The 21,138-nt window shown below is 50.8% G+C and carries 15 protein-coding genes and 2 pseudogenes; 7 read left to right on the top strand and 10 right to left on the bottom strand.

The genetic code is table 11. The features are described 5' to 3' along the window. Positions 1 to 99: 99 nt before the first annotated feature. Positions 100 to 495, top strand: coding sequence for a hypothetical protein (locus MKO97_RS13455; protein WP_241103728.1), 396 nt, complete (start codon positions 100 to 102; stop codon positions 493 to 495). Between the two features lie 14 nt (positions 496 to 509). Here the strand turns inward: MKO97_RS13455 and cphA are convergent. Further along, a pseudogene (gene cphA, locus MKO97_RS13450) lies at positions 510 to 3,135 on the bottom strand (cyanophycin synthetase). A gap of 226 nt (positions 3,136 to 3,361) precedes the next feature. Here cphA and MKO97_RS13445 point away from each other — a divergent pair. The 3 genes from MKO97_RS13445 to MKO97_RS13435 all read left to right on the top strand — a co-directional run bounded on the left by MKO97_RS13445 (position 3,362) and on the right by MKO97_RS13435 (position 5,443). Next, positions 3,362 to 4,234 (top strand): cyanophycinase, encoded by an 873-nt coding sequence (locus MKO97_RS13445; protein ID WP_241103727.1) that lies wholly within the window; start codon positions 3,362 to 3,364, stop codon positions 4,232 to 4,234. Beyond that, positions 4,234 to 5,076 carry an isoaspartyl peptidase/L-asparaginase gene (locus tag MKO97_RS13440; protein WP_241103726.1) on the top strand — a complete coding sequence of 281 codons (843 nt, stop codon included), beginning with the start codon at positions 4,234 to 4,236 and terminating at the stop codon, positions 5,074 to 5,076. The genes MKO97_RS13445 and MKO97_RS13440 overlap by 1 nt, the downstream gene beginning before the upstream one ends. A 127-nt stretch (positions 5,077 to 5,203) precedes the next feature. Next, positions 5,204 to 5,443: a hypothetical protein gene (locus tag MKO97_RS13435; protein WP_241103725.1), complete on the top strand. Its 240-nt coding sequence runs from the start codon at positions 5,204 to 5,206 to the stop codon at positions 5,441 to 5,443. A 6-nt stretch (positions 5,444 to 5,449) separates the two neighbouring features. On the opposite strand, the pseudogene MKO97_RS13430 reads toward MKO97_RS13435, so the two are convergent. From MKO97_RS13430 to MKO97_RS13410, 5 genes and pseudogenes are all read right to left on the bottom strand, one after another. Then, positions 5,450 to 5,557, bottom strand: a pseudogene (locus MKO97_RS13430) (short-chain dehydrogenase); the annotation flags it as partial. Positions 5,558 to 5,613: 56 nt separating this feature from the next. Continuing rightward, positions 5,614 to 7,575: a DUF3857 domain-containing protein gene (locus MKO97_RS13425; RefSeq protein WP_241103724.1), complete on the bottom strand. Its 1,962-nt coding sequence runs from the start codon at positions 7,573 to 7,575 to the stop codon at positions 5,614 to 5,616. Further along, the gene (locus MKO97_RS13420) at positions 7,572 to 9,512 is read right to left on the bottom strand and encodes a transglutaminase domain-containing protein (RefSeq protein WP_241103723.1); all 1,941 of its coding nucleotides are present in this window, start codon (positions 9,510 to 9,512) and stop codon (positions 7,572 to 7,574) included. Before MKO97_RS13420 ends, MKO97_RS13425 begins: the two co-directional genes overlap by 4 nt. After that, on the bottom strand, positions 9,481 to 12,729 hold the full coding sequence (locus MKO97_RS13415) for a toxin-antitoxin system YwqK family antitoxin (protein WP_241103722.1): 3,249 nt from the start codon (positions 12,727 to 12,729) through the stop codon (positions 9,481 to 9,483). The genes MKO97_RS13420 and MKO97_RS13415 overlap by 32 nt, the downstream gene beginning before the upstream one ends. Before the next feature lie 260 nt (positions 12,730 to 12,989). Beyond that, a complete protein-coding gene (locus MKO97_RS13410; RefSeq protein WP_241103721.1) occupies positions 12,990 to 13,421 on the bottom strand; it encodes a DUF4268 domain-containing protein in 432 nt (143 codons plus the stop codon). Positions 13,422 to 13,472: 51 nt separating this feature from the next. On the opposite strand from MKO97_RS13410, the gene MKO97_RS13405 reads away from it, so the two are divergent. After that, positions 13,473 to 14,129 (top strand): CoA pyrophosphatase, encoded by a 657-nt coding sequence (locus tag MKO97_RS13405; RefSeq protein WP_241103720.1) that lies wholly within the window; start codon positions 13,473 to 13,475, stop codon positions 14,127 to 14,129. A 25-nt stretch (positions 14,130 to 14,154) separates the two neighbouring features. Beyond that, positions 14,155 to 14,961, top strand: a complete 807-nt coding sequence (locus tag MKO97_RS13400) for a 1-acyl-sn-glycerol-3-phosphate acyltransferase (RefSeq protein WP_241103719.1) — start codon at positions 14,155 to 14,157, stop codon at positions 14,959 to 14,961. Between the two features lie 632 nt (positions 14,962 to 15,593). Here MKO97_RS13400 and MKO97_RS13395 read toward each other — a convergent pair. The 4 genes from MKO97_RS13395 to MKO97_RS13380 all read right to left on the bottom strand — a co-directional run bounded on the left by MKO97_RS13395 (position 15,594) and on the right by MKO97_RS13380 (position 19,428). Then, the gene (locus tag MKO97_RS13395; RefSeq protein WP_241103718.1) at positions 15,594 to 16,445 is read right to left on the bottom strand and encodes a TraB/GumN family protein; all 852 of its coding nucleotides are present in this window, start codon (positions 16,443 to 16,445) and stop codon (positions 15,594 to 15,596) included. Beyond that, positions 16,442 to 17,080, bottom strand: a complete 639-nt coding sequence (locus MKO97_RS13390; RefSeq protein ID WP_241103717.1) for a hypothetical protein — start codon at positions 17,078 to 17,080, stop codon at positions 16,442 to 16,444. Before MKO97_RS13390 ends, MKO97_RS13395 begins: the two co-directional genes overlap by 4 nt. Positions 17,081 to 17,087: 7 nt before the next feature. Continuing rightward, a complete protein-coding gene (locus MKO97_RS13385) occupies positions 17,088 to 17,582 on the bottom strand; it encodes an RNA polymerase sigma factor (RefSeq protein WP_241103716.1) in 495 nt (164 codons plus the stop codon). A 781-nt stretch (positions 17,583 to 18,363) separates the two neighbouring features. After that, on the bottom strand, positions 18,364 to 19,428 hold the full coding sequence (locus MKO97_RS13380; protein WP_241103715.1) for a DUF3810 domain-containing protein: 1,065 nt from the start codon (positions 19,426 to 19,428) through the stop codon (positions 18,364 to 18,366). Positions 19,429 to 19,608: 180 nt separating this feature from the next. Between MKO97_RS13380 and MKO97_RS13375 the strand changes: the two genes are divergently transcribed. Continuing rightward, complete coding sequence (locus MKO97_RS13375) at positions 19,609 to 21,069, top strand: aminoacyl-histidine dipeptidase (protein WP_241103714.1); 1,461 nt, start codon at positions 19,609 to 19,611, stop codon at positions 21,067 to 21,069. The last annotated feature ends 69 nt before the right edge of the window (positions 21,070 to 21,138 follow it).

Here is a 21,138-nt window from a genome sequence, read left to right as displayed (position 1 = left end):
GTTAAAATTTTTCTTGGGGTGCGAATAATAGGAGGAACTGATGAAAATCAGGGTTTTGTGAATAGGGTCTTATACCTTTGTTCCTCTAAACAATCTGCAATGACAGCCGACAACCAAAACATACGGATTTTTGCCACGGCACTGCTGCTCACCTCCGGACTCGCGTGGTTAGAGTGGGGGACGCATTCCCAATGCCTTTTTGCGATGGAGTTTTATTTGCTGACAGGCGGGGCTGGAGAAGGTACGTTTCTTCATCCGGCCGTGGCACTGCCACTTCTTGGACAAGTGCTGTTGTTGGTGGCGGTTTTTATGCCGCGCCGGTGGCTACTGCTCACGGGCATTCCTCCTTTGTTCTTATTGCTGCTGCTTGTTTTCCTGCCGGGCGTCCTGGCGGGAAATGTGCGGATGGCGTTGTCGCCCTTGCCTTTTCTGGTGCTCTCGGTCCTCGCGCTTCTGGCAACCCGAACTAAGCGGAAAAGAAAAAGCCGACCCTGAGGCCGGCTTTATTGTTACATCGTACCGTCTTCGTTTTCTTTGTCGAGGTACTCCTGTACGATTTCAATGGCGTTGGCAACCACATCGCTCAGCGCGACGATAAAGGTGCCGTCGGTAGCGGAATTGATGGCATGTCGTATGGCTTCGACTTCCTTGGTGATGATTTCGTAGGTGACCGACTTATTCGCTGCCGCAATTCCTTCCAGTATGAGTCCGTTGATTTCGTCTTCGGTGCGTCCGCGAAGGTGTTTTTCCTGCCGGATGATGATGTGGTCGAACATACGGGCGGCAATGGTGGCGCAATCGCGGATGTCTTCGTCGCGACGATCCCCTACACCGGCGATGATGCCGATTTTCCGATTGGCTTCCACGCTGCCCATGAATTCCTCCACTGCCCGATAACCGGCCGGATTGTGGGCGAAGTCAATCATCACCTTGAAGCGCTTGAATTCGAAAATGTTCATACGGCCCGGTGTCTGCGCGACACTTGGGATGAAGGTTTGGAGTGAAAGGCTGATATCATCGGTCTTAAAGCCCCACAGATAAGACGCCAGCGTGGCGGCCAGCGCATTGGCGATCATGAAACGGGCTTTGCCTCCCATGGTCAGCGGCACGTGGCTGGCGCGTTCTACGCGGATTTTCCATTCGCCTTTCTTAATGGTGATGAAACCGTTTTCATATACGGCCACGATCTTGCCCTCGCGACTCAGGCGTTTGGCAACAGGATGTTCCTCGTCCATCGCGAAGTAGGCTACGTTACAGTGCAGGTCGGCTGCAATCTTCATACAGTAGTCGTCTTCTGCGTTCAGTATGGCCCAACCGTCTTTCTTGATGGCTTTGACCACCGTCGCCTTCACGCGCATGAGGTCCTCCAGGGTATGGATATCATTAAGGCCCAAATGGTCTTCCTGTATGTTGGTAATGACGCCGATGTCGCAACGGCTGAACCCAAGTCCGGCGCGGAGGATGCCGCCTCGTGCGGTCTCCAGCACGGCAAATTCCACCGTCGGGTCTTTCAGGATGTATTCCGCGGAAAGAGGTCCGGTGGTATCTCCTTTTTCCATCATGTGGTTCTGGATGTAAATACCATCCGATGTCGTAAACCCGACGCGATAACCGTTGTTTTTGACGATGTGCGCGAGCAGGCGGGTCGTGGTGGTCTTTCCGTTGGTTCCGGTCACCGCGATAATCGGGATGCGACTTGGTTTACCCGGTGGATACAACATATCGATGACCGGCGCGGCCACGTTGCGCGGAAGTCCTTCCGACGGGGCAAGGTGCATCCGGAAGCCCGGTGCTGCGTTGACTTCCAGTATACAGCCTCCCGTTTCCTTGAGCGGTTGGGTGAGGTTTTCCGCCATGATATCGATACCGCAGATGTCAAGACCGATGACGCGCGAGATCCGTTCGCAAAGGAAGATGTTCTCGGGGTGCATGAGATCGGTGACATCCACGGAAGTGCCGCCCGTACTCAGGTTGGCGGTGGATTTCAGGTAGACGATTTCCCCGGCTTTCGGGACGGTCTGCAGCGTGTAGCCCAGTTTTTCGAGCAAATCTTCGGTATCGCGGTCGACTTCGATTTCGGTCAGGACGTTTTCGTGTCCGTATCCGCGTCTCGGATCTTCATTCGTAATCGCAATCAGTTTTTCAATGTCGTTTTTTCCCATCGCCGACCACATGCGCCGGTACCCGTTTGGCGGCGGCAACGAGTTTGTTGTCGATAACGAGCACCCGAAAGTCGAAGCCGGTGATGAATTTTTCGACGATGACCCGACGGCTGTATTTTTTGGCGTACTCGAGTCCTGCTTTCGCATCTTCCCAGTTCGTCACGTTGATCGAAGCGCCCTTTCCGTGGTTGCCGTCAAGGGGTTTGATCACAATCGGATAACCGATCTTGCGGATGGTGGTATCAAGGTCTTCTTCGTCTACGCAGATACTACCGCTGGCAACCGGGATGGAGGCCAGGTCGAGCATCCGTTTCGTTTCTTCTTTATTGCAGGCGATGTCAACGGCGATATGGCTGGTATTTTGGGTGATGGTGGCCTGGAAACGTACCTGGTTGACACCGTATCCCAACTGTACCAATGAATTTGTGCCCAAACGGATCCAGGGGATGTCGCGGGCCACAGCCTCTTCGACGATACTGCCGGTGGAAGGCCCGAGCCGTACCCGTTCGCGGATTTCGCGCATCTTCTGGATGTCGGCGTCTAAATCATACGGAACACCTTCGATGAGCGCTTCCGCAATCCGGACGGCACTTTCTGCCGCAAAAAGGCCGACGTTTTCTTCTGTGTAGGAGAACACCACATTGTAGATGCCGGGTGTTTTGGTTTCACGCGTACGACCGAATCCGGTTTCCATGCCGGCCAGCGTCTGTATTTCGAGCGCGATATGTTCGATTACGTGCCCCATCCACGTGCCCCGGTCGATGCGGGCGAAGAAGCCGCCGCGTTCGCCTTCTGAACAGCGGTGTTCGATCAGTGTGGGCATCAGGGCTTCGATGCGTTCGCGGAAACCAGGGATTTTATTGGTCGGTTTTTCCTCCATATCCTCGAGGTCGAGCCGCATTTGGATGAGTTTCTTGCGTTGGACGCTCCAGATGTTCGGGCCGCGAAGCGCCTGAATCTTAAGTATTTTCATGTTCTACCGGGTGTTTTGTTTTTGGTGGATGTAGTAGTTCTTTTCATCATTTTAAGAAAAAGGATGAAAGACGTTGTCTAAAATAGGGGAATTGGTGGAAGAAAAAAAATTTTAGTTCGCTTGTTATCCGTCGCGGTCACCGTCTTGTTATCTTTAGAACTTCCGGTCTTCGCCACTTCCGAACTTCCCAACTTTTTCCTATTTTTACCCACCACACATTATATTTATGGAAATTAAAGGCAAACTTATCATTATCGGGGGGGCAGTTGACAAAGGAAGTTTTACCGAAACCGATTTTGATACCAACGTCGCCAATAATCTCAACTTTTTTGAAACGGGCATCCTGAAACGCATCCTGAGCGAGGCGAAACACGGAAAGGAATCCCGCTTTGAGGTCATCACTACCGCCTCGAAAATACCGCGTGAAATAGGCCCTGAATACCAGCGGGCGTTGCAGTATCTCGGCGCGACCAACGTCGATGTGATGCACCTCGACAAGCGGGAAATGGCGATGTCGGGCGAGATGATCGACCGTTTGAAAGCCGCCGATGTAGTGATGTTTACCGGTGGCGACCAACTTCGGCTGTCGTCTATCCTGGGCGGCACGACATTTCATGATTTGCTGTTGGATAAGTACCATAACGAAGAGTTCATCTATGCCGGCACATCCGCCGGTGCTGCTGCGGCGTCACAAAGCATGATCTACCAGGGAAGCAGTTCAGAAGCGCTGCTAAAAGGAGAGGTGAAGATTACCAGCGGACTCGGCTTGATCGACGGTGTCGTCATCGATACGCACTTCGTGCAACGGGGCCGTATCGGGCGGTTGTTCCAGGCGGTGGTCGGTAATCCGAGGATTTTGGGTGTGGGATTGGGAGAAGATACCGGACTCCTCATTCGAAATAATACGGAGATGGAGGCCATTGGTTCCGGACTTGTCATTCTCGTGGACGGTCGTGAAATCAAAGACACCAACCTTACGCAGGTCGAACTCGGGCAACCGATTTCGATCAACCATCTGGTTACGCACGTGATGAGTAAATACGATACCTACGACCTTCGGACGCACAAAATGCATATCCAATCTTCCCAATACGTCTGATGAAAGTCATGATCCACGGCGGTTTCTTCTCGGAATCGTCGACCAGTGCCGAAACCAAAAAAGCCAAACAGGACGCGTTGTTACGGATTGTACGTGACACGTATGCTTACCTCACCGACCATTCTGCGCTTGAAACAGTGGTATACGCTGTTCAGTTGTTGGAGGACGATCCGTTGTTCAATGCGGGTATCGGCTCACAGATCCAGTCGGATGGGAAAATCCGGATGAGCGCTTCCATTATGGACGGGCGCACCCAGAAGTTTTCCGGCGTCATCAACATCGAAGAGGTCAAAAACCCGGTTGCCGTTGCCTTGAAATTGATGGAAGTCGACGACCGCGTGCTTGGCGGCGAGGGTGCGACAGCATTTGCCCGTAGCCAGGGATTTGAGCCATTTTCTACGGAAATCCCACAGCGCCGTACTGAATATGAGGCTAAGCTGGCTGCCACCGGAACGGGTACCGTGGGATGTGTCGCACTCGATCAAAACGGCCATCTGGCAGCGGCTACTTCTACAGGCGGCAAAGGCTTTGAGATTCCCGGACGTATCTCCGATTCGGCAACCGTGGCCGGTAATTATGCCAATACGCATTGTGCCGTCAGTCTCACGGGCGTGGGCGAAGACATTGTCAGTGGTGCCGTTGCAGCGAAGATCGCCACCCGCGTCACCGATGGTTTTTCCCTTCAGGACGCCTGCACCAAAACCTTTTCCGAACTCAAACCTTTCGACGGGTTCGCCGGTGCCATTGCCCTGGATGCGAAAGGTGCGATGTACCACCTCGATTCACATCCGACCATGGTGTTTGCCAGTTATGACGGAGAGGTGGAGGAGGTGTTTGGGTAGGGAGAGGTGGATAGTTGATGGTTGAGGGTTGATAGTTGATGGTTCATAGTTCTTGGTTCTTGCTTCATGCTTCATGGTTCATGGGGTACCCCCTAATCACTCCATTCTTAATTTCTGACTCCTTCTTTTGAAACGCAAACTTCCTTCTGAAGAATTCCTACGTAAAGACCAACTGATCCGCAAGACCCAGTTTGACACCGTGTGGTATTTTGAACTCTCTGACATTGGCGCGTGGTTGGGGGAAGACCTCGACGGTGTCGAAACCGTCGTGCTTCCGATTGTGGAGGAGGGTGAAACCGTACTCAAGAAGTGTACGTCCCTCACAGATATCCGCCGGTTTTTGCGGGATAAGGGTGTGATCGACTAATTCGTTTTAAAGCATTTGTCCGCCGGATACTTCAATCCGTTGGGCATTGACCCAGCGTCCGGCTTCCGAACAGAGGAAGGCCACCACGCCACCGATGTCATCCGGAAGGGCTACGTTCCAAATTAGTCTGTGGTGCACTTTCATCTGCGGGATCTCGCGCGCTGATCTGCTTATTCTGTCACGACCAAGACCACTTTGTTGAAGTCAGCGGCGGCGTTGATGACTTTCCGATAGGCTTCGAAAGAGGCCAGCGGGTATTTTACAGCGTTGTAATACTCCACATTCTCGATGGTCACCACGTCACCTTCCTGTTTCCATTTGCTGGTAAAGGCGCACTGTGTTTTCCCGTCGAATTCGCATTTATAGTCCATGTCGAACTTCTCGAGGTTCTTCACTTTTGCCCCTTTCGGCAGCAACAGGCGGATGGTGCGGGTGTAATAGTGCGGATAGTCGATCTCAACAGGCAGTACACGCGTGGTTTCCTGGTACAATTCCATTTGGCGTCCGATCACGAGTCCGGCCGACAAAAGGTGGTTGCCTCCGGCTTTCTGCATCAGGTCTTTCCCGTCGAACGTGAGGTTCATGATAAACGGTTTCCGTCCGACGTTGTCAAGGCCGTCGTTTTCAGTTGTCAACGTTTCATATTCGGCCTGGGCGGTGTAGTTTTCGGCTATTTGTTTGAGGAACTTCTTATAGTTTTCAGCGTCCACAAAATCTTTTATGGGTTGGAAGTTGATGGCAGAATTCCCACCATAGGTCATTTTTGCCGTGACGTGCGGACTGTCCATATCTTTCGTGAGATCGATGGTGATGTCCTGGTAATCATGGGTGATATCCGACCCCGGGAGTTCGATAAACCCAATTTCACCGATACCCATCGCCACGCCGGCGAATGTTTTTCCTTTTACGAAAAGGCCGTTGTTATGCCCCAGTCCGGTTGGGAATAACGGAATGCGGTATTCCACTGACAGCGGCGCCAAATAATGCTTTACCGCCGGGAAATAGAAGAGGAAATCATCGAGGTTTTCATAGCTTTCAAAATCGCGGTCGAACGGCACCGATTCGCGATCCGAGGTGAATACCACCTGGTTCTCAATGCCCATTTTTTTGAACAGCGCCAGGTAGAGCATCAAAAGTTCGGTCTGGTTGGCTTGCTTGGATGTGAGGATGTCAGCAAATTTCTCGCGCGACTCGAGGAAGCGGTTATAATTGATCGACTTCTTCACCTTGTTCTCGACGTGCCAGATCTGTTCTTCGGGATCGGACGACTTCGGAATCTGCGCCACAAAATCGTCAATGGCTTTTTGGTCTTTCTTTGAAAACTCGGGGTTCATCCGCTCGTAGAGGTTCGTGGCGAACTCCTTGAAGCTATTGATATTGTTGGCGCCGTTGGCATAGTTGGCCTGTAGCTTATAGCGCCACATCCGGACGTTGGCGCTGAGGTTGGAGTACGCTTCGTCTTCTGATAATCCGGCGATGTCGGTGTCTTTGATTCCCAATACGACTTTTTCTTTTACGCTGGCTGTATCTTCCACGGGTTCTGCTACGCCATTGTAGGATTTCGTCTTGAACTTCAGGTGTTTGGGATAGATGAACTGGAAGTCGAGTGCCGCAATAGGGTATTCTGCCTGCAATCGGACGGTTTTGCCTTTTAATTCAGGACCTTCTTCCAACACGAACAGTCGCTCGATAATGGCGCCTTGTTCGAGTCCGTTTATAGCGAAATAGTGCAGTTTGACGCCGCGTTCTTCATCGACTTCTTCTTTAATATCGTCCGATTTGAGCACAATGACCTTTCCGTTTGGCAGGATCACACGCGCTTTGTTCGCCAGCACGCTTTCGTCTATGTTGAAAGGGATGTAGATGCGGTTGTTTCGTTCGACGGCATCGGGCGAGTTCACGAAACGCTGTTCGTGGAAGAGGTAGTATTGTTTCGCCACATTGCCGGAAACGGACAGTTCAATTTTTACATGGCGGTCCAGAATGGCTTCTTTTTCCGTCTTATACTTTTCGGGGATGGAGATGACGCCGGGTTTCGGTACCCAGTCATAGGTAGTAAAGGAATAATCCTGGGCCATAACGGGCAAACAGGATGCCGCTATCAGCACGGCGGCGAACAAAAGTCGTTTCATTTTTTCTGGGTGAGGATGATCGATTCGGTATAGTTTTTTCGAAGGGTTTTGACGATGTCGTTCCATTTCGAGAAATCGTCTTTCGTAAACAACATCTTTTTCTGTTGGATGTTGAGGTCAAGCGTCACTTTTCCGGGCGTTGTCTGGTATTTCAACGAAGCCACCAGAAGGTCGTTGTCGAGCAGCAGGTCTTTCGGAACGTATTGTACGGTATAGCCCGCTGGCAGCGCCAGTTCATAGCGCGATTGGGTAGCCGTGAGGAAGTCGAACTCGTAGGGACTCACGCGGTCTTTTTCGATATCCGCCCGCTCATAGTATTTGTCGAGGCAAAGGTTGATATAGATGTCGTTATCGGCTTTCACGACATAGTTGTCAAGGTCAAAGCTATAGTCGATGACATAGGGTTTCTCGCGATCGGCAAGGTTCGCTTCCGTGAATTCCTTCAACTGGAATTTGTTGTTGCCTTTCAACACGAGTCCTTTTATCATGTCGAACCGCGTCTTTTTAGAGGCGTCGCCGATTTGTGCGAGCAGGTGGCTTCGGCTATAGCCTTCATACGACACCTTTCCGGAGCCGGAGAGTTTGTCTTTTTCAAGCGTGAGGGTTACGGTTTCGGAAATGCGGTTTTGCACAGCGGGCACGACGGGCACGGTCACGATTTCATAGCTGTCACCTTTGTTTACCAAGGCTTCCTTCCCCTGGATAAATGCGGTTGGGATGCCGTATCGCGTGTCTTTGTCCGTAGCATCCAGGAAAAGGTAGGTGCCGTCTTTTCGATATGCGGCGATCATGTGGTCGTCTACCGCAGGTGTGGCGAGTTCGGAATAGGTATAGGGAATCGACCGCGTACCGATCCAGGCAATCGATACATCGGGTACACCGGCGTAATGGCTCATGGAGGTAATGATGCTGGCCATGTCTTTGCAATCGCCAAAACGGCGTTCGAATACGGTGCCCGCTTCCCGGGGGATAAACCCTTCGTAGCCGTTTTCGAAAGCGATGTATTTGATATTGTCTTTTACCCAGTAAAAAATAGCCTTCACTTTTTCCTCATCCGACGCGCAGTCTTTTGTGATATCGAGCGCGAGTGTTTTCAGCGCAGGCACTTCCGTTTTGTTGAGGTCTTTCACAAATCCCTGGTAATAGGCAAACAGGCGATCTGTGTCGTTCAGTACGTCGATACGTTTGTTGTCGACCTTATATTCCTTCACGAAAACATTGATGTGGGGCATCACGTAGAGGAAGCCGGGTGTATTGTCCTCGTACTTCATGGGTTTTACATCCCGCAACGTCCACCGGTAAATCTTGTTTCCTTTCTTCTCGGTGGTCGTAAACTCGATACGGTTGTCAGGGTCATTGAATACCTTGTACCCGATTTCGATATCCTTTTCTGCCCTGATTTCCAGTGTGGATTGTCGTACGGGCAGTCCGCCGCCAAAGACGAATTTGTGCAACAGATGGGGATCGGTGAACTCGGTCTGGTATTCGTATACTTTCTTGGCTCCGGCTTCGAGGTTTGGGAACACGAGGCGTCGCTCGCGCACATCGTCATAGAACACCGAACTTTGCCGGGCCCCTTTTTCCGTGACCTGCGTTACTTTTATTTTCTTCTCTTTGCCGTTGTTCGGAATGACCGACCAGGCCTCATATCGCTTGAGTTTTACGAGGTCGGAATACGAAAACGACTCTTCGTTATTGCCGATGCCCGTTTCCGACAGGATCATCGACTCATAGCGGTTGTCGAGCAGAATTTTCAATTTGCGGTCTTCTATCGAAATGTCGTAGACCTGCGAATCATCGAGCACGACTTCGTTGAAACCTTCGTATTGTTTTCGCAGTTGTTCGAGCGGTTCCTGTGCATAGGAAACGCTTCCAACAAGCAGCAAAAAGCTGTATAGCACGTTGTTATTTGACCTCCACAAGGAAACCCGAATCATATTTTTTTGTTTTAGTGACGACACCGTTTGTGTAAATCAGCACATCGCCCTGCAGGTTGTCGTTTTTGTAATTTGCCTGAAGGCGCAGTTTTCCGTCCTCGCCAAAGCTTTCGTATAGTCCGTCAAGGTCGCCGTTGACGAAACGCTCGATGCGGGCGGGTTTTCCGTTTGCGTAGTATTCAGTGCGTTTTCCTTCGTACAATCCCATTTTATAGTCTGCTTCAAGGGCCGGTTTGCCATCGGCATTGTATATCGCATATTTTCCGTCAATCATCCCCCTGATATAACGGAAGGAGGCGGCTGTTTTTCCGTTTGGATAGACAGAGACAATATCGGCGGTACCGTCTTTGATCTCAACCTTTTCGTCAAGTTGTCCGGATTTGCCGAACCGGATGTAGTATTCCGGATGGTCGTTCGTGTCGTATACTTTCAGGATCGGTTCGCCTTTTTGGTTATAATAGGTGATCTCGCCGGTTTGCTTGCCGTCGAATTCCGTATATTCAAATAACTTATTCTTATTAAGGTAGAAACGCTGCACCGCTCCATAGGCTTTGCCGTAGGTATAATGGTGTATCGTGCGGAGGTTGCCGTTCAGGTCATACATCCGGACCTCACCATGTAGGAGACCGTTGTAGTACGCGTATTCATTCATGGGAACGTTCGCGGGTCCGTTTCGCTTGTAAGTGCCATTCAGGCGACCATTCCGGAATTGGGCGTCAACGATTATGCTGCCGTCCGGCTCAGTGGTTTTGAACGGGCCGTGGAAACTTCCGTTGACCAGTGTTATGTCGTAGCCTTCACTTTTCGGGGTATAGCGGTAGGAGAATTTACCATTCATTTTCCGGAAGTCGACGGTGGTTACCTTTTCGCCCGACGGATTGAAGATATCCCGCTTGTATACTTCGTCTTCAATCAGGTAGTCGTTTTCACGCATTTTTCCCGTTGACCAATATTCGACATCACGGAGGGTTTCGCCTGCTTCGTCAAAGCGCTCGCGGCGGATAGATCGGTCGGGATTATAGAAGGTCGCAGGCCCATTTGTTTTTCCGGCTTCGTAATGCTCGACAGAGGAGAGGACGCCATAATTGTAGCCCTCGTCAATACCGCTTACTTCGTCTTTATCGCGCGCTTCAATAGAGGCCAGCGAGCCGTCGTCGTTATAAAAATAGAGTACACCGTCGATGTCGCCGTTTTTATATGGAATCTTGGATACCAGGTTCCCGAAACGATCGGTGTATTCCCAGACTTTGGTGCGCATCCCTTTTTCGTATTCGCCCTTGGTGAGCACGTGTCCGTCGAGGTCTTTGATGATGAAGGGCTTTTTGGAAAGGCTGACGGGTACCGGTTTTGGGTTGTTGCGGGTATACTGGACGCCGGCTTTCAGGTCGTCGGACTTGAAATTATGGTCGAAGTAGCGCTCGCCGTGGTCGTCGTAGTAGGTGACCACCTGTGTCTCTCCTTTGTCGTTGAAGGCCGTGGTTTGCGACAATACGCCGTTCGGGTCGTAACTTTCCGATTTCGAAGGATTTCCGTTGACGTAGGTGGTGACGGCCTTTACCTTGCCGTTTTCGTAATACGACTTCAGTTCGCCCTGTATTTTGCCTTTGGCGTACACTGCTTCGCTTTCGATGGCTTTTCCATCGTAGTAGGATACGTATTTTCCGTCGTATTCATCCTCAATGAAAGACGTCGTTACCTTGATATCGCCCACCTCGTTATAAGACGTGAAGGGGCCGTCGCGCATATCTTTCTTATAGGACGCTTTGCTTTCGATCGTTCCGTCCGCGTAGTAACAGGTTACGACACCTTCGCGGTTACCATCCACGAAGTTGCCCTCACATTGTTTGCCTCCGTTGGGTAGGAAGCTGGTCAACGCACCATGTCGCTTGTCGTCTTTCATCTCCTGTGCCAACGATATCTCCCCATTATCATAGTAGTTCGTCCACTTGCCGTTGGCTTTACCGTCCTTCATGTTTTTCTCTACGGTCAAACGTCCTTTTAAGTCGTAGTAACGTTGGAGTCCGTCGAAGTCTCCTCCCTTGAAATTCAAATCGCCCGACTTACCGCCAAACGAATTGAACGCCATCACTTTTCCATCGAGTTTTCCGTCTTTGGTGGGGCCCGCGAAAATAGGGTGTCCGTCCTGATAAACATAACGTATAGCCTGGCCTGTGCCGTAGAAATCGGTAGTGACGGTTGTCATGAGTGGGACGAGGTCATCCGTCAGGTTCTTTTTGGCGAAATTGACGATTTTCTTTTCCTGGGATTTTAGTTTTTTGCCCAATTCATCCTCCAGGACCAGCAGCATATAGTAGCTCATCGGTTCGAACTGGTTCGTATCCATCATTTTCTTGATCCACGGACCGTACGTGCGCTCATAAAAGCCGTCGCCAGCCGGTTGGGAAGCCATGAATTCGCATACCGCCTGGACCTGGCGTGTGATCTTTTCGTCGAAATCCGATTTTACCTTAAAGGCGCTCCGAAGGGGAAGGCCGTTTTGGAGGATGGTTTCGATTTCACCGAAATTATCGCCGGTTTTTGAGAATACGACTTTCCCTTTCTCGAGGAAGTTCTCGCTGAACTTTTTATCGAGAAAGCTGATCGATTTCGCGGCGTTTTGTCCGGTTGGGGCAATCATCAGGTAGGTCAGTAGCGATAGTGTCGCCTCGGTGGGTCGGCCATTTTCGAGCGCCAGTACGCCCAGCATGTAATGTGGTGACGCATACAGCGGATCGTGCTCGATGATATCTTCGAGGATGTCAACCGCTTCCTGTTGTTTGTCCATCCTGATATACAACAATGCCTGGTTGTATAGAAGACGGGAGAAACGTGGGGTAATCTTGGCACCTTCCGTGAAAATCTTTTCCGATTCGGTATAGGCTTTAGCGTCACTCAGGTAACTGCCATAAAGTACGTATAGATCGGGGTTTTCCGGAAAATACCCCTCCCGGTATAACGTTTCGAGCACGGCCTTTTCGTCGTCGCCCTTATCGCTTTGGGCCAGTGCGAGCGCTTTTTCGTATTGTGCCGTTGCGTACTTGGGGTCTAGTTTTGCAATTTTCTCGTACTCTTTTATGGCATCGGCGTAGTTGCCCGCATCGTGTAACGTAATGCCTTTGTGGATGATAGAGTCGGTGTTGTAAACAAAAGTGTAGTCTTTTTGGGCGAAGACCGTACCGGCGCACATACTGAGTAGTATGGCTGCGAAATATCTCATGTTGTTTGGTTTTCCTCAAAAATAGCCGTTTTTACCACACGGCAATGACCGACGTGCTAAAAAGTTAAGGACACAAAAAAATACCACCGTTAGGACGATGGTATTAAGGTTGGATTTACATGGAACATAGAAACCCCTTTACTATGTTAGCTTCCATCACCATTGAACTATGTAAGAAGTACAGTCCAAAGGTAAAACGTGTTTTTGACCTGTATATGCGTATTTCTACGTGATTTTTATCGGAGGTGCATTTTTTTTTGTCAGATATCCCGAATGTAATCTGCGTACTCGAGAAAAAAGGATTCGAGCGCGTTCATCCGGTCCGCAAAAAAGTCAAAAATGGCATTCCAGTCGTCGCGACGGCTGAGGCTGAGTCCGTTACGTGTCGTCGAAATACGGCTTATCGGTTTGCCATTTTCGAGGTAATGGTCCTTTTCAAATACAAAATCGTCGCCGAAGTCACTTTCCAACAGGCTTTGCAGCGATTGTAGCTTATCGAAGTAGGCCGCGCGTTTTTCGTCGTCCCGCGATTCGATGTCGAGCAGCACCATCGCTTTTTTGTTGTCGACATGGAACTTGAGCGACACATCCTTGATTTTCGTGTCGTATAACAACCACTTCCGCGGGTAGCGTTCGGCGAAGGCTGTCCAGAATTCCCGTTTCAGGCGTTGCGTTTCTTCTTTACTGTACATCGATTGGCATTTTCAACCGGAAAGCGTACCTTTCTGACACTATTTCAGACTATGGATTTTACGTCTTTTCTTCGGCTCGTTCCAAAGATAGAAAAAGAAACGCTGCCCGGGGCCGATGCCCATGAACGCATGGCACCATTAGAGCGGGCCCGGATGATGAAGGCGTTTGACCCTGCCACGACCCAAACCCGAAAGGCTGCGGTCATGATGCTGGTGTATCCGAAAGAAGAGGTGGCGCATTTCGTGTTGATCGTACGGAACACGTACCCTGGCGTTCATTCCTCACAGGTGGCGTTTCCGGGTGGAAAACGCGAAGACAGCGATGCCGACTTCGAGGCAACAGCATTGCGCGAGACATTTGAAGAAGTAGGAGTGCCTTCCCATGCGATTAGGGTGGTACGCAAGTTCTCTGAAATTTACATACCACCCAGTAATTTCCTCGTGCATCCGTTTTTGGGTTACTGCACCGATCGCCCTGATTTTCTGGCAGACCCGGCGGAGGTGGCGGAGGTGCTGGAAGTGCCGTTGGCCGTTCTGCTCGATCCCGCAACGATGGAGGTCGCGCAAATGGATACGTCCTACAGCAACGCGATTCCGGTGCCTGGCTTCCGGATCTCGGGTCGTATGGTGTGGGGTGCCACGGCCATGATGCTGGCGGAATTGCGGGAAGTATTGGAAGTTGTGAGACGCGACGCCGGATTTTCGTAAGTTTGCAATCTTGTCTCCGACGACTATGGCATTATTTAGGCGAAACCCCTTCGGCCACATTCTTTTCCTGAAGCGCATCCTGATTTTGGTGGTGGGCGCTGTCACGCATCGTCGTTATCGGGGATTCAACGAGTTACAGATTGAAGGTTCGGAGATTATCCGCGACCTTCCTCCGACAAATGTGCTGTTTATTTCGAATCACCAGACGTATTTCGCCGACGTGGTGGCCATGTTCCACGTGTTTTATGCGTCGCTTAACGGTCGCGAAGACAGCATCCGCAACATCGGTTACCTGTGGCGTCCGAAGTTGAATGTCTATTACGTGGCGGCCAAGGAAACGATGCAGTCGGGCTTGTTGCCACGCATTTTGGCCTATGTTGGTGCCATTACAGTTGAACGCACCTGGCGGGCGAAAGGGCAGGACGTCAAACGCGAGGTCAACCCGAACGATACCGAGAATATCCGTGAAGCGCTTGACGACGGTTGGGTCATCACGTTTCCGCAGGGCACGACGAAATCCTTCAAACCCGTGCGAAAAGGGACCGCGCATATCATCAAAGCACACAAACCCATTGTGGTGCCGATTGTAATCGATGGGTTTCGGCGGTCATTCGATAAAAAAGGACTTCGGGTCAAGAAGAAAGGCATCCTACAATCGCTGGTCATCAAGGAACCGCTGCAGATCGATTATGAGAATGAATCCATCGAATCGATCGTAGAAAAGATTGAGTTTGCGATTGAGCAGCATCCGTCGTTCCTGAAAGTGATTCCGCCGGAGGAGATCGAAACGGAGAAAGAGTTGGATAAGTTGCGGGAGTGGAAGGTGGATTAGCGAATTAGCGAATGTGTGAATTAGCGGATTAGCGAATGGTACACTTCTTGCCAGCTATTTATTCTACTTCTCGCGTTAAAGCACAATAACTGTCGATCGACGTTGCTCGCCTGCGATCTGTCACTTCATTAGCGAATTCGTTGATGATACCGCTATTCACTGATCATCCTACCAATTAAAAGTTCGGCTTCAAATCTGTCTGCGGAGACGCGCTGTTCCATTCGGTAATCAGCTAATTTGCTCACATTACCTCCCTTCCTCACAACGATCTGTCCCTCGTCCTACAATAAAAAAGTCCCGGTTGACATTCGACGTACCGAGACTTTATCTTCCATTCGCTAATCCGCTACTTCACACATTCGATAATGTGCTGACTAACGTCCCATCCTCACGACGATCCGTCTCTCTTCGCACAATAAAAAAGTCCCGGTTGGCATTCCATCTCCCGAGACTCGATATTTCATTCGCTAATACGCTACTTCCCACATCCGCTAATTTGCTGACGTAACGTCCCATCCTCGCGATCCGTCCCTCTTCCCACAATAAAAAAGTCCCGGTTGACATTCCATCTCCCGAGACTTACTATTTCATTCGCTAATCCGCTAATTCATCCATTCGCTAATTCACATTCGCTACTTAACAGCCTCCACCGTATACCCCATTTTCCGCAACAGCCGGATAACGCCATCAGGTCCGCCGAGGTGGGCAGCGCCGACTCCGAAGAACGTCGGCTTTTCTTTGATAAGGCGCAGGATGCGGGGAATCCAATTTTTGTTTCGGTCTTTGAGTAAGACGTCGCCAAACTCGGCTGTGGTACGGTTTTCTGATTTTTCGCTGGCTGCTACCAGGGCGTCGAGGTCTTTATCGCCATAGAGTTTCACCAGTTCCGCTAACTCGTCCATGTCGTTCTGGCCGTCGCCGCGCGCGGTTTTCACCAACTCTTCCATCTGGATTTTGTAGGGTATCGCATCAAATACAGCCAGTTGTTCTTCCACCGTCTCGAGTCCGAACGTCTCCTCTCCGTAGTTTTTCGCTTCGGTCATCAGCGCCTCCTCGATTGATTTTGGCGTACATCCCAATGCGGCGGGCAGGAGCATGGCGCTTAGCATCATGGGCTTCATCGTTTTCATGGCATCGATGCCAACGCCCATCTTTTTCTTGAAGAAGGCGTCCACCAGCTTATAGTCGTCAGCACTTGCCAGTCGGTCCATCGTTACGCCGTCTTTCATGTTGATGCCTTTCATCATACCCGGCATCATACCGGGGTCGTCCATATCCAACTCCAGATACAGTTGTTTGGTAGTGGCAATGGCTTTTTTAGTAGCGTCGTCAAGCGTATTGTCGCACGTCATGTGGATGGTTCCATACAGATACGACGTTTGGATTCCATTCCCCGATATCCTCCATAAGAGCGATTTCTCCAACGTCTGCGCGCTGGCCAAAAGGCTGCTGCCCAGGGCAATAAAGGCCAGTAACTGTTTCATAGTGTATCTATGCGTTTGAGTTCGTTGTAATTACGGTAAAGTTTTCGAAGCAGGATACCATATAGCAGTCGGTAAAACAGCCAGGCGAATCCGATGAATACGGCCATGAAGACGATGGCGGCAAATACACAGACAATGGCCCATCCCTGGTGGTTGCCGTCGCCGAGGAGTTCGCGCAGTTTCTCGGTCTGTGGGTTATAGTTATACGCCAACACCATACCGATGATCAGTCCGACCCCCATCATTCCCAACTGGAAACCCACATACCACTGCACCGTCCGACGGGTCTTCAATATGGCCGACATCAGGTTGCGTGTAGAGGCTGTTGTTGAGATGGCCCGGTAATTCCGGTAAAAGAGGTAAACGAACAGCAATACGACCCCATAATTCAATACGTTAAGGGCGATGTACGAAACGTTGATCCATTGCGGAACCGTTTTACTCATATAATCGTCCTGGCTAACCGTTAGTCCAAGTCCGAGCCAAAGGGCCACCTCCAGTATGCTGATAATCAGGATCCACTTCACGATCGACGACGATCGGCGGTGGAGCATCGCATAGATCTCCCGCTCGTCGAACGCCGTGAACCCGTGGTCGTTTTTCCAGGCTTTTTTTAATAAATCCAACTCTTCCATGTGTACTTCAGGGGTTGAGTAATTTTTTTAATTTGGTACGTATACGGTTCATCCTCACCCGGGCGTTGACCTCCGTGATACCCAATGTTTCCGAAATTTCCGCGTAGTCTTTGTCTTCGAGATACAAGAACACGAGTGCTTTCTCGATGTCGTTCAATTGCTGCACCGCCTGATACAACAACTTGAGTTGTTCCTCTTCCTCGTAATTGTATTCCTCCTGTCGGATGAAATGCCGCGTACCGTCGTATTCCGTCGTAGCGACGCTGCGGGTACTCTTGCGGTAGAGCGTAATCGCCGTATTCAGCGCCACACGGTAGGCCCAGGTCGAAAACTTACTTTCGCCCCTGAACTTCGGGAAGGCCTTCCACAACTGAATGGTGATTTCCTGGAAGAGGTCCTTGTGGGCGTCCTCTCCATTCGTATACAACCGGCATATCTTGTGGATAATGTTCTGGTTGGCCTGCAATTGCTGCACAAACGATTTCTCCAGTTCTGCTGACATACGTCGGGTTAGTAAGGCGCGCCGGTCATTTGTTACACGCCAGCGGTGAAATTACGAAAATAGATGTGATTTTTTGGTGGGGCGTGCCGGCGCCATTTTAGTTGGCAGTAGGCAGTTGCAGTAGGCAGTAGCAGTATGCAGTAGCAGTATGCAGTATATTTCTATATTCAACTTCCCGCAGGGCGCCGTCAGGCTGTCCGCTATAGCCCTTTGTCCCGCCCCGCATTTTGCCATCCGCGCCATGGGCTTCCTGCGGTCGCCCCCGCTGCGGTGTAAAATGTCGGGCGGTCCGTCAGGGGCTGCCGCTTCCATCCCTCACGCGGGAGAATGAACGAGTAACAGGGAACGATGAACCATGAGTTGGGGAGAAGAAGAAAGAAGAAAGAGGAAACAGTAAAGAGGGGAGGAGGAAAAAGGAAAGAAGGGTATACGACGGTTTATCAATAGCCTCCCTTAAGAAGGAGTATCCAATAACCCAAAACCCAAAACCCAAAACCTCAACCCCCCACTTTTAACATTTTCGGTGGTTTTCCCGTAAAAGGGTCTCGTCGGGAAAACGTATTTTGCCTTCAGGGAAGGGGCGGATGCATCCCTTACGGAAAATCCAGGAATGGAGCAAACGGGAAAACCGCATCTTTTGTTAAAGTTTTGGATTTACGTAACGCTGATGAGGGTAGAAAAACTGATTTCAGATGGTGAACGGACCGTTTCGTAAGTTGCTGATAATTAAATCATTTTATGTAATTGAGGCACAGCGCTACACCTGTTCGGCGGTAACGGTCTACAGCGGCTTCGTCCGATAATAATTCACCAGCAAATCCACAAACTTACTATACCCTTCCATGCCGTCTTCCTGGCTGTTGGCTTTCAGAAAGGTGTCGTAGAAGGCCTCAAAACCGTCGTTGAGGAAGGTTTGGTGCGCGTCCCAAAAGTCGCGCGACTCTTTATAGTTCGCCCTGATGCCCGCGTTGATTTTCACCAGATAGGGTGCTGAACTGCCTTCCTTGCGTTTTTCAAGCGCCGAAAGGCAATACCGCAGGGCATACGCATAGCCGCTGTATTGAAAGTACGGATCAGACGACGAGACATTCGCCAGAAAACCGATGAAATTGGCTTCACTTTCCGACGCATAGCCGATCTGATGGGCCATTTCATGACAGGTCGTCATCGGAAAGCTATACATCGGCACCAAGCGGTTGACCTGTGCCTCGCCCGTAAACGGGTTGAGATAACCGGCAAATCCCATATAGGTCAGGGGCAGGCTGATGAGCGATGTCTTGGTACTTTGGTTTTCAAACGAAAAATAGGGATGTGAGACCGAGAGTGTTTCGTAGGCCGTCGTCGCCCTGTCAAAAATGGTATCCTGTGAATAAGGCACCGATACTTTTATGTTTTTGTCACCCGTGACGGCAAGATGCGCCTGATTCGTGCGCTCAATCAACCGTTCGGTAAACGCCGCCAAATCGGCCTCGGAATATTCGGTCGCAAACCCCATTTTCTCATGCAGTCGCAACCGGTAGTAGTTGAGCCCCCAACCGATATGAAACAAGCAGTATGCTACCGACACGATATTCACCATCCGAAGGACGTGTGCTTTCCCATCCGTTTTCCAGGTTTTACGGATGCGCCACAGCCACCTTACGACCGTCACGATCAAAATACCATAAAGCAGGTCCCCCACCGAAAAGGGCACCCAGCCTAACAACAAACGCCAGAACGAACTGAGATACGGGTAGAGTCCGCAGCTGTAAAATGACTCCACCACCTCCGGAAAAAACGAAAGCGTTTTGACTACCACTACCTGCAGCACCAGGAATAACGACAACCAATATTTTTTGTGCGGCATGGTGTAAAGGTAGTATTTTTGTGGAGGAAGGAGCAAGGAGTGAGGAGCGAGAAGAAAGAGAAAAGAAGTTGAAAAGGAGCAAAGTGCAATCGTCAACCCTGATCCTCAACCCTGAACCCTCAACCCCGAACTATCAACCCTGAACCATCAACCGTGAACTATCAACCATCAACCCTCTATATGAGCGACATCCGCAACCTCGAACCCCAAGCCCTCTGGAATAAATTTGCCGACCTGAACGCCGTGCCGCGTCCTTCGAAGAAAGAAGACCGTGTCATCGCGTTTATGAAAGCGTTTGGCGAGAAACTGGGGCTCGAAACCTTTGAAGACGACGTCCGCAACGTCATCATCCGCAAGCCGGCCACGCCCGGAATGGAAGACCGCAAGACCATCGTCATGCAGTCGCATCTCGACATGGTGCACCAAAAAAACAACGATACGGTATTCGATTTCGATACCCAGGGCATTGACATGTATGTCGACGGCGATTGGGTGCGGGCTCGCGGTACGACCTTGGGCGCTGATAACGGACTCGGGGTCGCGACCATCATGGCGATACTCGAAAGCACCGATATTCCGCATCCGGCCATCGAAGCATTGTTTACAATCGATGAGGAGACGGGTATGACGGGCGCGCTCGGACTCAAAGGCGGCATTCTCACCGGCGACATACTGCTGAACCTCGATACGGAGGAAGACGACGAGATCGACATCGGTTGTGCCGGTGGCGTCGACGTTACGGCCGTGCGGGAATATGAAGAGGAGGATACCCCGGAACACTCGGTGGGTTACACGGTTACGGTCAGAGGTCTCAACGGCGGGCACTCTGGGATGGATATCCACAAAGGACTCGGCAACGCCAACAAAATCATGAACCGACTGCTGTTCGACGGATTTGAAAATTTCGGTCTCCAGGTAGCGGAAATCAACGGCGGCAGCCTGCGCAACGCGATCCCACGGGAGAGCGTGGCCAAGGTAATCATCGCATCGATGTATGATGAGGCGTATGTGTTTGATATGCAGGAAACCATCAACGATATTAAGGCGGAATATAAAACGACAGAACCGAATCTTGATATTCGGATCGAGAAGTCGGAATTACCGGCTAAAGTCATGGATCTCGGTGTGCAGGAAGGCCTGCTGCGTGCGATTTACGCGGCGCATAACGGCGTGTATCGTATGAGTGCGGATATGCCGGATTTGGTGGAGACGTCGAATAACATTGCCCGTGTGGTGGTCGGAAACGGACAGATTTCAGTGCAATGCCTGACGCGTTCGTCGGTCGAAAGTTCGAAGTTCGACCTCGCCAATGCCCTGCGCTCGGCTTTTGAACTGATGGGATGCGAGGTAACCTTTTCGGGCTCGTACCCGGGTTGGACACCGAACGTGCAATCGGAAATACTCGACATCGTCACGTCGATATACGAAAAGCAAAACGGCAGCAAACCGCATGTGGTGGCCTGCCACGCCGGACTCGAATGCGGGATTCTCGGGACGAATTACCCCGGTATGGACATGATTTCCTTCGGTCCGACGATTCGTGGTGCGCACAGTCCGGATGAACGGGCCAGCATTTCGTCCGCCCAGAAATACTGGAAATTGGTACTTGAGATATTGGCGAACATCCCTGCGAAAGCATAGAGAAGTCCTAAAAGCAAAAAACCTCCGGCGAACTCCGGAGGTTTTTTTTGTGAAGTATGCAGCCCGGAT

It is taken from the genome of Flavobacterium sp. HJ-32-4, assembly GCF_022532105.1.
Classification (GTDB): domain Bacteria; phylum Bacteroidota; class Bacteroidia; order Flavobacteriales; family Flavobacteriaceae; genus Flavobacterium.
Note: the sequence above shows the minus strand (reverse complement) of the source record. Positions and strands in the feature narration are given on the sequence as shown.

Bases quoted from the DNA above. Each gene is read 5' to 3' on its own strand.
- MKO97_RS13455 (WP_241103728.1), top strand. From the start codon at position 100: ATGACAGCCGACAACCAAAACATACGGATTTTTGCCACGGCACTGCTG.
- MKO97_RS13445 (WP_241103727.1), top strand. From the start codon at position 3,362: ATGGAAATTAAAGGCAAACTTATCATTATCGGGGGGGCAGTTGACAAA.
- MKO97_RS13440 (WP_241103726.1), top strand. From the start codon at position 4,234: ATGAAAGTCATGATCCACGGCGGTTTCTTCTCGGAATCGTCGACCAGT.
- MKO97_RS13425 (WP_241103724.1), bottom strand. From the start codon at position 7,575: ATGAAACGACTTTTGTTCGCCGCCGTGCTGATAGCGGCATCCTGTTTG.
- MKO97_RS13420 (WP_241103723.1), bottom strand. From the start codon at position 9,512: ATGATTCGGGTTTCCTTGTGGAGGTCAAATAACAACGTGCTATACAGC.
- MKO97_RS13415 (WP_241103722.1), bottom strand. From the start codon at position 12,729: ATGAGATATTTCGCAGCCATACTACTCAGTATGTGCGCCGGTACGGTC.
- MKO97_RS13410 (WP_241103721.1), bottom strand. From the start codon at position 13,421: ATGTACAGTAAAGAAGAAACGCAACGCCTGAAACGGGAATTCTGGACA.
- MKO97_RS13405 (WP_241103720.1), top strand. From the start codon at position 13,473: ATGGATTTTACGTCTTTTCTTCGGCTCGTTCCAAAGATAGAAAAAGAA.
- MKO97_RS13400 (WP_241103719.1), top strand. From the start codon at position 14,155: ATGGCATTATTTAGGCGAAACCCCTTCGGCCACATTCTTTTCCTGAAG.
- MKO97_RS13395 (WP_241103718.1), bottom strand. From the start codon at position 16,445: ATGAAACAGTTACTGGCCTTTATTGCCCTGGGCAGCAGCCTTTTGGCC.
- MKO97_RS13390 (WP_241103717.1), bottom strand. From the start codon at position 17,080: ATGGAAGAGTTGGATTTATTAAAAAAAGCCTGGAAAAACGACCACGGG.
- MKO97_RS13385 (WP_241103716.1), bottom strand. From the start codon at position 17,582: ATGTCAGCAGAACTGGAGAAATCGTTTGTGCAGCAATTGCAGGCCAAC.
- MKO97_RS13380 (WP_241103715.1), bottom strand. From the start codon at position 19,428: ATGCCGCACAAAAAATATTGGTTGTCGTTATTCCTGGTGCTGCAGGTA.
- MKO97_RS13375 (WP_241103714.1), top strand. From the start codon at position 19,609: ATGAGCGACATCCGCAACCTCGAACCCCAAGCCCTCTGGAATAAATTT.